Annotated in this window: 11 protein-coding genes; 9 read left to right on the top strand and 2 right to left on the bottom strand. The window is 59.5% G+C overall.

Annotation, left to right across the window (positions count from 1 at the left end):
- The 4 genes from ACZ0A4_RS27710 (at position 1) to ACZ0A4_RS27695 (ending at position 4784) form a co-directional block, all read left to right on the top strand.
- Positions 1-582, top strand: a complete 582-nt coding sequence (locus ACZ0A4_RS27710) for an IMPACT family protein (RefSeq protein ID WP_463577134.1) — start codon at positions 1-3, stop codon at positions 580-582.
- 608 nt (positions 583-1190) lie between these two features.
- A complete protein-coding gene (locus ACZ0A4_RS27705) occupies positions 1191-2738 on the top strand; it encodes an ABC transporter ATP-binding protein (RefSeq protein ID WP_463577133.1) in 1548 nt (515 codons plus the stop codon).
- Between the two features lie 13 nt (positions 2739-2751).
- Positions 2752-3858 (top strand): ABC transporter permease, encoded by a 1107-nt coding sequence (locus ACZ0A4_RS27700; protein WP_463577131.1) that lies wholly within the window; start codon positions 2752-2754, stop codon positions 3856-3858.
- Positions 3858-4784 carry an ABC transporter permease gene (locus ACZ0A4_RS27695; protein WP_236430746.1) on the top strand — a complete coding sequence of 309 codons (927 nt, stop codon included), beginning with the start codon at positions 3858-3860 and terminating at the stop codon, positions 4782-4784. Before ACZ0A4_RS27700 ends, ACZ0A4_RS27695 begins: the two co-directional genes overlap by 1 nt.
- 58 nt (positions 4785-4842) lie before the next feature.
- On the opposite strand, the gene ACZ0A4_RS27690 is transcribed toward ACZ0A4_RS27695, so the two are convergent.
- Positions 4843-5277 carry a hypothetical protein gene (locus tag ACZ0A4_RS27690; protein ID WP_463577646.1) on the bottom strand — a complete coding sequence of 145 codons (435 nt, stop codon included), beginning with the start codon at positions 5275-5277 and terminating at the stop codon, positions 4843-4845.
- An 83-nt stretch (positions 5278-5360) separates the two neighbouring features.
- On the opposite strand from ACZ0A4_RS27690, the gene ACZ0A4_RS27685 reads away from it, so the two are divergent.
- The 3 genes from ACZ0A4_RS27685 to ACZ0A4_RS27675 all read left to right on the top strand — a co-directional run bounded on the left by ACZ0A4_RS27685 (position 5361) and on the right by ACZ0A4_RS27675 (position 8050).
- Positions 5361-5711: a MerR family transcriptional regulator gene (locus tag ACZ0A4_RS27685; RefSeq protein ID WP_463577129.1), complete on the top strand. Its 351-nt coding sequence runs from the start codon at positions 5361-5363 to the stop codon at positions 5709-5711.
- Between the two features lie 25 nt (positions 5712-5736).
- A complete protein-coding gene (locus tag ACZ0A4_RS27680) occupies positions 5737-6420 on the top strand; it encodes an SDR family oxidoreductase (protein WP_228759303.1) in 684 nt (227 codons plus the stop codon).
- A gap of 271 nt (positions 6421-6691) precedes the next feature.
- Positions 6692-8050: an 8-oxoguanine deaminase gene (locus ACZ0A4_RS27675; RefSeq protein WP_110721112.1), complete on the top strand. Its 1359-nt coding sequence runs from the start codon at positions 6692-6694 to the stop codon at positions 8048-8050.
- Between the two features lie 123 nt (positions 8051-8173).
- Here ACZ0A4_RS27675 and ACZ0A4_RS27670 read toward each other — a convergent pair whose 3' ends face one another.
- Positions 8174-9265 (bottom strand): calcium:cation antiporter, encoded by a 1092-nt coding sequence (locus tag ACZ0A4_RS27670; protein ID WP_463577126.1) that lies wholly within the window; start codon positions 9263-9265, stop codon positions 8174-8176.
- A gap of 286 nt (positions 9266-9551) precedes the next feature.
- Between ACZ0A4_RS27670 and ACZ0A4_RS27665 the strand changes: the two genes are divergently transcribed.
- Entirely contained in the window at positions 9552-10625 is a 1074-nt protein-coding gene (locus ACZ0A4_RS27665; protein ID WP_463577125.1) for a BMP family ABC transporter substrate-binding protein, read from the top strand.
- 158 nt (positions 10626-10783) lie between these two features.
- Positions 10784-11749 (top strand): isopenicillin N synthase family dioxygenase, encoded by a 966-nt coding sequence (locus ACZ0A4_RS27660; protein WP_463577123.1) that lies wholly within the window; start codon positions 10784-10786, stop codon positions 11747-11749.
- Positions 11750-11793: the final 44 nt, after the last annotated feature.

Genomic DNA, 11793 nt, shown 5'->3' with positions numbered 1-11793 from the left:
ATGCCTTTCACCCTCAGCGGTTTTTGCGAGTACCGCGAAGAAATTCGCAAAAGCCGCTTTATCACTTTCGCCACGCCGATCGGCAGCCCTGCCGAGGCGCAGGCTTTTTTCGAACAACACAGCGATCTCAACGCCTCGCACAATTGCTGGGCGTGGAAACTCGGCGATCAATACCGTAGCAATGATGACGGCGAACCGGGCGGCACGGCGGGTCGGCCGATTCTGGCGGCGATTGAAGCGCAGCATTGCGATCAGGTCGCGGTGTTGGTGATTCGTTGGTACGGCGGCATTCAATTGGGCACGGGCGGTTTGGCCCGGGCGTATGGCGGTGGCGCGAACAAGTGTTTGCAGACGGCGGCCAAGGTTGAGTTGATCAGTAGGGTGCCGTTGAGTTGTGCTTGCGGGTTTGCCGAGTTGGCGTTGGTGAAGTTGCGGGTGGCGGATCTGGGTGGATTGGTCGTTGAAGAAAACTTTACCGCTAATGGCGTTGAGTTGAAGTTGGCGGTGGGCGAAGCGCAGATCGATGTCTTGCAAACGCAGTTAGCTGATTTGAGCCGTGGACGGATTTTGTTGCAGCGGTGAAGCAAGATCAAAAGATCGCAGCGTTCCGCAGCTCCTACACTTGAAATGCGCTCACCCTGCAGGAGCTGCCGAAGGCTGCGATCTTTTAGGGCATCCCCCGTTTTCCTTATTCAACAGACTTGCCCACATCTGCTGTGCACCCGACTGTGGATAACCTGAGTACATTCCGCTGTAACCCTTTTGTCACGTGGCTTTGCGCGGTTTGTTCACTTTTCGTTCAATTCACCCGACGAAACGTAAAATTCAAACATAAACAATCAGTTAGCGACGTTTAGCACCATTAGAAGAAAGCACCACATTGCTTATACCCGGCGTTTCGGCTTGCACACAATAACTGTGGAGCAACCTGTGGATAAGCCGTTCATGACCGTCGCAGTCGCAGGTTCTGCCTAGCTCCCACGCGGTTGCTCGTTTTTTGATCAGTTGCCGACGGGCAAAACTGGAGCCCGATCAACGGCTTTGCGCTGAATTGGTGCTGTGCGGGCGCTCGATTTGCAGCGCAATGCTCTACGCCAAGTACCGGCACACACAGCCCGCTAGCGTTCCTGACTCAATGGCCAGGAAATTGCTTTATCCACAGGCACAACTCCAAGCCAGTCGAGCCTGTCATGCCAATCGCGCCACCCCTCCCGCGCCTGCAACTGCGCCACATCAGTAAACGCTACCCCGGTTGCCTGGCCAACGACGCCATCGACCTGAGCATCGCGCCAGGGGAAATCCATGCCCTGCTCGGTGAAAACGGTGCGGGCAAGAGTACGTTGATGAAGATCATCTACGGCGTTACCCAGGCCGATTCGGGCGAGATGCTCTGGCAGGGTCAGCGGGTCAACATCCGCAACCCGGCACAGGCGCGGCATCTGGGTATCGGCATGGTGTTCCAGCATTTCTCACTGTTCGAAACCCTCAGCGTGGCGCAGAACATAGCGCTGGCGATGGGCGCTGCGGCCGGCACACCGAAACAACTGGAACCGAAAATTCGCGAAGTGTCGCGCCGTTATGGCATGGCGCTGGAACCCGAGCGACTTGTCCACAGCCTGTCGATCGGTGAGCGCCAGCGCGTGGAAATCATTCGCTGCCTGATGCAGGACATTCGCCTGCTGATTCTCGACGAACCGACCTCGGTACTGACGCCGCAGGAGGCAGACGAATTGTTCATCACCCTGCGCCGTCTCGCCGCCGAAGGCTGCAGCATTCTGTTTATCAGCCACAAACTCGGCGAAGTCCGGGCGCTGTGTCACAGTGCGACGGTTTTGCGCGGCGGGCGAGTTGCCGGACATTGCGTGCCAGCCGAATGTTCGGATCAGCAGTTGGCGCAGCTGATGGTCGGCGAAGCGGCGGCGTTGATTGGCGATTACCCGAAGGTCAGTGGCGGCCCGACTTTTTTACGAATGAGCGGATTGAGTTGGCACAACCCGGACCCGTTTGGCTGCTCGCTGAAAGACATCAACCTGCAAGTGCGCAGCGGTGAAATCGTCGGCATCGCCGGGGTCGCCGGTAATGGTCAGGATGAGTTGCTTGCCCTGCTCAGCGGCGAGCAAAGCCTGCCCCGCGTCGAAGCTGCGAGCATTCAATTCGCCGAGCAAAACGTCGCCGATTTACGCCCGGATGCGCGACGCAAACTGGGACTGGCGTTCGTTCCGGCGGAGCGTCTCGGCCATGGTGCGGTGCCGGAATTGAGCCTGGCGGACAACGCCCTGCTCACCGCATTCCAGCAAGGCCTGGTCAGCCATGGATTGATCGAACGCGGCAAAGTCGATGCCCTCGCTCAGCAGATCATCCAGCGCTTCGGCGTAAAAACCCCGGATACGCAAACCGCCGCGCGCAGCCTGTCCGGCGGCAACCTGCAGAAATTCATCCTCGGCAGGGAAATCCTCCAGCAACCGAAACTGCTGATCGCCGCGCACCCAACCTGGGGCGTCGACGTCGGTGCTGCCGCGACCATCCACCGTGCACTGATTGCATTGCGCGATGCCGGCGCGGCAATTCTGGTGATTTCCGAAGACCTCGACGAACTGTTCCAGATCAGCGACCGCCTCGGCGCCTTGTGTGATGGGCGCCTGTCCGCATTACAGAACACCACCGATACGCAACTCAGCGACGTCGGCGGCTGGATGGCCGGTCAGTTCGACCACGCACCTTCAGCCGCTACGGTTTAACGGAGTTATACACATGCTGCTTTCCCTCGAACCCCGTGGCCAGCAATCGCGCTTGATGCTGTGGTGCTCGCCTTTACTGGCAGCGGCGCTGACACTTGGCTGCGGCTCACTGTTGTTCATCGCCCTCGGTCATGACCCGCTGCAAACCTTGCACACACTGCTGATCGCTCCGGTCAGCGACTTGTATGGCGTCTCTGAATTGCTGGTCAAGGCGCTGCCGATTCTGCTCTGCGCACTGGGCCTGGCCGTGGCCTATCAGGCGCGGATCTGGAACATCGGCGCCGAAGGTCAATTGCTCCTCGGCGCGCTCGCCGGCAGTGCCTTGGCGGTAAACATCATCGGCATGCAAAGTCGTTGGGCGCTGGTGTTGATTCTGTTCACTGGCACCTTCGCTGGCGCGGCGTGGGCCGGGCTCACCGCGTGGTTGCGCACGCGCTTCAACGCCAACGAAATCCTCACCAGCATCATGCTCAATTACATCGCGCTGAACCTGCTGCTGTTCTGCGTGCACGGGCCACTGAAGGATCCCGCCGGCTTCAATTTTCCCGAGTCGGCGATGTTCGGCGACGCCAGTCGCTTACCACTGTTGATGGAGGATGGCCGCGTGCATGCCGGGGTGTATTTCGCCCTGCTTGCGCTGGTTGTGGTGTGGGTGTTGTTGCAGAAAAGCTTTGTCGGTTTCCAGATCAAAGTGCTTGGGCTGGACAAGCGTGCGGCGGGGTTTGTCGGCTTTCGCGAGAAGCGGCTGATCTGGCTGGCGCTGTTGATCAGTGGCGGTTTGGCCGGGCTGGCGGGTGTCTGCGAAGTGACCGGACCGATTGGCCAATTGGTGCCGCAGGTGTCGCCGGGTTATGGCTATGCGGCAATTACCGTGGCGTTTCTTGGGCGTCTGAATCCGATCGGGATTCTGTTTTCGAGTCTGTTGATGGCGCTGCTGTACATCGGTGGCGAGAGCGCGCAAATGACGATGAACCTGCCGCAAGCGATCACCCAGTTATTCCAGGGAATGATGCTGTTTTTCCTGCTCGCTTGTGACGTGCTGATTCTCTATCGGCCACGCCTGAACCTGCGCTGGGTAAAGCGCACGTCGACCACCGCTGTAACCGCCGGAGCGCTGTGATGGATATCGATCTGTTGAGCAATATTTTCTACGCCATGGTGCGTTGCGGCACGCCGCTGTTGCTGGTGGCGTTGGGTGAACTGATCTGCGAGAAGAGCGGCGTGCTCAACCTCGGCCAGGAAGGGATGATGCTGTTTGGCGCGGTGATCGGTTTTATCGTCGCGCTGAACAGCGGCAACCTGTGGCTTGGCGTGTTGTTGGCGATGCTCGCGGGGATGTTGCTGTCGTCGCTGTTTGCCTTGGTGGCACTGGTCTTCAACGCCAATCAGGTGGCGACCGGGCTGGCGCTGACGATTTTTGGTGTCGGGCTGTCGACCTTTGTCGGCGCGGCTTGGGTGGGCAAACCGCTGGCCGGTTTTGAGCCGTTGGCGATTCCTTATCTGAGTGAGATTCCGCTGATCGGGCGGATGCTGTTTGCTCAGGATCTGCTGGTGTATCTGTCGTTCGCGCTGTTTGCGCTGGTGGCGTGGGTGATCATCAAAAGTCGTGTCGGGTTGATTATTCAAGCAGTCGGCGAGAACCCGGATGCCGCCAGTGCGATGGGCTTGCCGGTGTTGACCGTACGTACCCTGGCGGTGCTTTTTGGCGGGGCGATGGCCGGGTTGGCCGGGGCGTATCTGTCGCTGGCGTACACGCCGATGTGGGCGGAGAACATGACTGCCGGGCGCGGCTGGATCGCGTTGGCGCTGGTGGTGTTTGCCAGTTGGCGGGTGTGGCGGTTGTTGCTTGGGGCGTATCTGTTTGGCCTCGCCAGCATCCTGCATTTGGTGGCGCAGGGGTTGGGGCTGGCGATTCCGTCGAGTTTGCTGGCGATGCTGCCGTATGTCGCGACGATTTTGGTGTTGGTGCTGTTGTCGCGGGATGCGCTGCGCACGCGGCTGTATGCGCCGGTGTCGCTGGGGCAGCCTTGGCAGGCGGGGCATTAATGTAGTGATGTCAATGGCCCCATCGCTGGCAAGCCAGCTCCCACAGGTTTAGTGCTGATCACAAATTTTGCGCACTACTCGGACACTGTGGGAGCTGGCTTGCCAGCGATGAGGCCCTCACAGGCAACACCTGAGCAATGCCCCACGCCAGTTCGAAGACCAGGAAAACAATCAGAGTCGAACTGGCGCCGTGCAACAAGGCATACGCCTGCCAAGCCGCAAACAGAAACCGCGCCACCGCGTCATACCGTCCATAAAGCGCCTGCGGATCACGAATCCGCAGCACCGCCCAAACACACACCACCGACCCCAGCAGATTCGCCATCAACATATGCACAGGCTGAAACGCCGGCAGCTCGCCGGGCAAATCCAGCGCGCTCAACACCCCATGCACCAGCGCAAAACTCCACGGCGTTGCAAACGCCGCCGTGACGATCAAGTCATACCAGGCACTGCCGCGCACCACGTTGCGATACTGCGTTGAAGTCCACATCATCCATGCTCCGGAAATTCAGGGAGCCACCACGGTAAAGCCTGGAGTATGCTCCAGGGTCAATAGCCCTTTTGAGACCCGCCATGCGCATCGGTGAATTAGCCCAGGCCAGCGCCGTCAGCCGTGACACCCTGCGCTTCTACGAGCAGCGCGGGTTGATCGCGGCGCAGCGCAGCGCCAACGGTTATCGCGACTATCCACCGGAGATGGTGCAACTGGTGCTCTATATCAAAACGGCGCAGCGTCTGGGATTTACCCTCGGCGAGATCGGCGACAGCGTTGCCGCGTTGTGGAATGCGCCCAATCCGGACAACGCCGTGGCGCAGTTGCTGCGCGACAAACTGCAATTGATCGAAACCCGCATGCGCGAACTTGATGCGCTGCGGCAGGAATTGCAACTTCGCCTCGGTCAGGCCTGTCCATTGAATCCATGATCCTCATTCATCAAGGAAGCCCTTCATGTCTGCAAAAAACGCACTGATCATCGGCGCCTCCCGGGGCCTGGGCCTCGGTCTGGTGAAAACCCTGCTGGCCGACGGCTGGCAAGTCACCGCCACCGTGCGCAATCCGCAAAACGCCGAGGCGCTGCAAGCGCTGGGCAAGGTGCGGATCGAGAAGCTCGACATGGATGATCAGCAAGCGGTGATCGCCTTGAGCCAACAACTCAAGGGCGAAACGTTTGACTTGCTGTTCGTCAACGCCGGGGTCAAAGGCCCGGCCGATCAGACCCCGGGCGGTGCGACACTGGCTGAAGTCGGTCAGTTGTTTTTCACCAACGCGGTGGCGCCGATCAATCTGGCTCAGCGTTTTGCTGGGCAGATTCGTGACGGCAGCGGTGTGCTGGCGTTCATGAGTTCCGGACTGGGCAGCGTCACCGTGCCGGACGCGCCGGAGCTGGCGTTGTACAAAGCGAGCAAAGCTGCGCTGAATTCGATGACCAACAGTTTTGTCACGCAATTGGGTGAGCAGAAGATGACAGTGTTGTCGCTGCATCCGGGTTGGGTGAAGACCGATATGGGCGGCGAAGGAGCTGACCTTGACGTGGAAACCAGCACCCGAGGCTTGGTCGATCAGGTGAATGCGTACACCGGCAAGGGTGGGCATCACTTCATCAATTACAAAGGCGAAACGATTCCCTGGTAAACACTGAAGATCCCAATGTGGGAGCGAGCCTGCTCGCGAATGCGGTGTGTCAGACAATGGATGTCTCGACTGATACGACGCCTTCGTCGGAACGCCGCCCGGAGCAGGCTCGCTCCCACAAGGGTTGTGTGGTGAATGGTCGGGTTGGGCTTGCCCGATGCGGCGTTTTGTTTGAAACTGCGCACCTCGTCCCCCGCGGCGACCCTGGATCAGCAGACAGGGCATCACTGAGCTGGCAACCCTGAACCCCATTTTCAGAGGAGCCGGCAACATGCCCGCGACCCGTACCTGGTTAAAAAATCCCCTCGCCATTTTCACTTCCAACGAGCTCGACGCCCGTGGCGGTCTTGTCGTGCAAGACGGTGTCATCGTCGAAGTGCTTGCGGCCGGCCAACAGCCGTCGGCGCCGTGCAATGCAGTGTTCGATGCCCGCGAGCATGTGATCCTGCCTGGCCTGATCAACACCCATCACCACTTCTATCAAACCCTGACTCGCGCCTGGGCGCCGGTGGTCAATCAACCGTTGTTCCCGTGGCTGAAAACCCTTTACCCAGTGTGGGCGCGCCTGACGCCTGAGAAACTCGCCCTCGCGACCAAAGTCGCTTTGGCCGAATTGCTGTTGTCGGGTTGCACCACCGCTGCCGACCACCACTACCTGTTCCCGGATGGCTTGGAGAACGCCATCGACGTGCAAGTCGAAACCGTGCGTGAACTGGGCATGCGCGCCATGCTCACTCGCGGCTCGATGAGCCTCGGCGAGAAGGACGGTGGCCTGCCCCCACAGCAAACCGTGCAGGAAGGCCAAGTGATTCTCGACGACAGTCAACGCCTGATTCACGAGTACCACGAACGTGGCGACGGCGCGCAGATCCAGATCGCACTGGCGCCGTGCTCGCCGTTCTCGGTGACCCCGGAAATCATGTCGGCCAGCGCTGAACTGGCGAACAAACTCGACGTGCGTCTGCACACGCACTTGGCCGAAACCCTCGATGAAGAAGATTTCTGCCTGCAGCGTTTCGGTCTGCGCACTGTCGATTATCTCGACAGCGTCGGCTGGCTCGGCCCGCGCACCTGGCTGGCGCACGGCATTCATTTCAACCCGGACGAAATCGCTCGCCTGGGTCAGGCTGGCACCGGGATTTGCCATTGCCCGAGCTCGAACATGCGCCTGGCCTCTGGTATTTGCCCAAGTATCGATCTGACTGACGCGGGTGCTTTGTTTGGTCTGGGCGTCGACGGTTCGGCGTCCAACGATGCGTCGAACATGATTCTCGAAGCGCGTCAGGCGCTGTACATCCAGCGCCTGCGTTACGGCGCCGAGAAGATCACACCGGAACGTGTGCTGGGCTGGGCGACCAAGGGTTCGGCGAGCTTGTTGGGTCGTACTGACATTGGTGAGATTGCTGTGGGCAAGCAGGCGGATCTGGCGCTGTTCAAGCTCGATGAGCTGCGCTTCTCCGGCAGCCATGATCCGGTTTCGGCGTTGCTGTTGTGCGGCGCGGATCGGGCGGATCGGGTGATGATTGGTGGCAAATGGCGTGTGGTTGATGGCCAGGTTGAAGGCCTTGACCTCAAAGGCCTGATCGCCGATCACAGCCAGGCGGCACGCCAACTGATCGCCGGTACCTGATCCGATCACCAATCCCTGTGGGAGCGAGCTTGCTCGCGAAGACGTCGTGTCAGTCAGTACTTGAGTTGACTGATACTCAGCTTTCGCGAGCAAGCTCGCTCCCACAGTTGTTTTGCGTCAGGTTCAGAGGCCGAGCAGGGACAGCATGATGAAGGTCGCAAACAATACGAAGTGCGTCATGCCCTCAATGGCATTGGTCTCGCCGTCGTTGAGGTTGATCGCGCTGACGATCAACGTCAGGAAAATCATCACCGTCTGCACCGGCGTCATCGCCATCTGAAACGGCTGGCCGGTGTACAGCGCCATCGCCTCCATCACTGGCACGGTCAGAATCACCGTCGACAATGACGCGCCCATCGCAATGTTCACCACCGACTGCATACGGTTGGCCAACGCTGCGCGCAACGCAGTCAGAATCTCCGGCGCAGCGGAAATCGCCGCTACCAGAATCGCCGTGATCACCGGCGGTGCGCCCGTGCCTTCCAGGCCCAGATCGAGGGTCTTCGACATCACTTCGGCCAAGGCGCCGATCACCACAATGCCAAACACCAGAATACCGATCGACAGGCCGATGCTCGGTGCTTTCGCCTGCGCGTCCTGCGGTTCTTTCTTGCGGCGTTTGTCCGGGTAGCTGTAGCTGAAAAAGTAACTGTGCGGGCCGACCTGCATGCGCAGAAACAGCGCGTAAAGCACTACCATCGCGCCGATGGTGAACGCCGAATAAATCTTCCAGTTGGCCTCGGGAATAAACTCCGGCACCACCATCGAAACGCCCATGGCGGTGAGGATCATCACGCTGTAGCTGCGCGCGGAATCGTCGTTGTAGGACTGCTCGCCATGTTTGATTCCGCCCATCAGCGCCGCGAGGCCGAGGATGCCGTTAATGTCGAGCATCACGGCGGAATAGATCGTGTCGCGCACCAACGTGGCCGAAGCTTCGTTGCTCATCATGATCGCGAGGATCACCACTTCGACCAGAACAGCCGCGAGGGTCAGGATCATCGTGCCGTAAGGGTCGCCAACCTTTTCGGCGAGCAATTCGGCGTGATGGGCGACGCGCATCGAGGCGGCGACGATGAAAGCGATCAGCACCAGACCGGCAGTCAGCGCGACGATCTGGCCGCTGTGCAACATCCAGTGTTCAAACGGATAGGCGACGCACGCGGCGATGACGGCCAGTAGCAGAAAGCTTTCTTGTTTGAGGATGGTGAGCATGGCGGGCCTTTTGCCGAAGAGTGCGAATGAGGTACTGACTGCGGGGCGGCGCTAACGTTTCGTTACACCTTAGCGCACCAACCAATAGCAGCTGGTTTCAGGCATGCACTTTTATCGGCCCTGCCGGCCCCTTCGCGAGCAAGCTCGCTCCCACAGGTGAACGCATTTCAATGTGGGAGCGAGCTTGCTCGCGAAGGCCGCACCGCGGTTTCGGATTGTTTGTTGTCCTGTTGGTCAGCAATTTGCATTGACCCTGACCACACACAACAAAATGGAGCTCCAATTCATGCAAATACGTCCGCTGCACAAACTGCTGTGCGCCGCCCTCGGTCTGGGGATCAGCCTGAGCGCCAGCGCTGCCGATCCGCTGAAGGTCGGTTTCGTTTACATCGGCCCGATCGGTGACCACGGCTGGACGTATCAGCATGAGCAGGGGCGCAAGGCACTCGCCGAGAAATTCGGCAATCAGATCACCACCAACTACGTCGAGAACGTCGCCGAAGGTGCGGACGCCGAGCGAGTGATCCGCAACATGGCCAAGGACAAGTACGACCTGATCTTCACCACCTCTTTCGGCTACATGAACCCGACGGTGAAAGTCGCCAAGCAATTTCCCAAAGTGACCTTCGAACACGCTACCGGCTACAAACAGGACAAGAACCTCGGCACCTATCTGGCGCGCACCTATGAAGGTCGCTACGTCGGCGGTTTCCTCGCGGCGAAGATGACCAAGACCAAGAAAATCGGTTACGTCGCTTCGTTCCCGATCCCTGAGGTGATCCGCGATATCAACGCGATTCAACTGGCCTTGAACAAGTACAACCCGGGCACCGAGATCAAAGTGGTGTGGGTCAATTCCTGGTTCGACCCGGGCAAGGAAGCCGATGCGGCCAACGCGCTGATCGATCAGGGCGTCGACGTGGTGTTCCAGCACACCGACAGCCCGGCGCCGATTCAAGCGGCTGAACGTCGTGGCGTGTACGCGGTGGGTTACGCCTCGGACATGGCGCACTTCGGGCCGAAAGCGGTGCTGACGTCGATCGTCAACGACTGGGCGCCGCATTACATTCAGGCGACGCAGAGCGTGATCGATCACAGCTGGAAACCTCAGGATTACTGGGGTGGGCTGAAGGAAGGCACGGTTGAACTGCCGATCAGCGACCTGGTGCCGGCGCCGGTGAAAGCCGAGGCTGAGCAGATCATTGCCGATATCAAGAGCGGCGCGTTGCAGCCGTTTACCGGGCCGATCAAGGATCAGGCCGGTGTCGAAAAGATCCCGGCGGGCGTGAGTGCGACCAATGCGGAACTGGCGTCGATGAACTATTACGTTGAAGGCATGAAGGCTGAGATGCCGAAGTAATCCACCGCAAAACACACCGACCCTGTGGGAGCTGGCTTGCCAGCGATAGCGGTCTGACAGGCAGCATTGATGTTGAATGTGATGGCCTCATCGCTGGCAAGCCAGCTCCCACAGAGTTCTTCAGTGTTCTCCAGTCTGCGTTTCTTCAGGACCCGTGCATGAACAGTCTTCCGATCATCGATATCAGCCCGCTGTACAGCGACGACCACAATGCCTGGCCTGCCGTGGCAGAAAAAATCGACCTCGCCTGCCGCGAATGGGGTTTCTTCTACATCAAGGGTCACCCGATTTCGGCGCAACGCATCGACGCGGTGCTCGATCAGACTCACCGTTTTTTTGCCCTGCCAACAGCAGAAAAACTCAAGATCGACATCACCCAGACCCGCCACCATCGCGGCTACGGCGCCATCGCCACCGAGCAACTCGACCCGAGCAAACCCAGCGACCTCAAAGAAACCTTCGACATGGGTCTGCACCTGCCGGCCAACCATCCTGACGTGCTCGCAGAAAAACCATTGCGCGGGCCAAACCGGCATCCGTCACAAGCGGGTTGGGAAACCCTGATGGAGCAGCATTACCTCGACATGCAGGCCCTCGCGCAAACCCTGTTACGGGCTATGACTATCGCCCTCGGCATCGAGCGCGACTTCTTCGACAGCCGCTTCGTTGATCCGGTCAGCGTCCTGCGCATGATCCATTACCCACCGCGCCACACCGCCAGCTCCGCCGAGCAGCAAGGCGCCGGCGCGCACACCGATTACGGCTGCATCACCCTGCTCTATCAGGACAGCGCCGGCGGCCTGCAAGTGAAGAACGTCAAGGGTGAATGGATCGATGCTCCACCGATCGACGACACCTTCGTGGTCAACCTCGGCGACATGATGGCGCGCTGGAGCAACGATCGTTATCGCTCGACCCCGCACCGGGTGATCAGCCCGCTCGGGGTGGATCGCTATTCGATGCCGTTCTTCGCCGAACCGCACCCGGATACACGCATCGAATGCCTGCCCGGTTGTCAGGACGCACAGCATCCAGCGAAATATCCGGCCACCACCTGCGCCGAATTCCTGCTGTCACGCTTTTCCGATACCTACGCTTATCGCCGTGAGCAAGAAGCTGTGTGATGGATCGCTTGGTCAGGTTTTGCCAATTGTTTCGGCGAGCATCT

It is taken from the genome of Pseudomonas sp. AC172 (genome assembly GCF_979258595.1).
The sequence above is the reverse complement of the archived record's forward strand: the minus strand, read 5'-3'. Positions and strand labels throughout refer to the sequence as shown.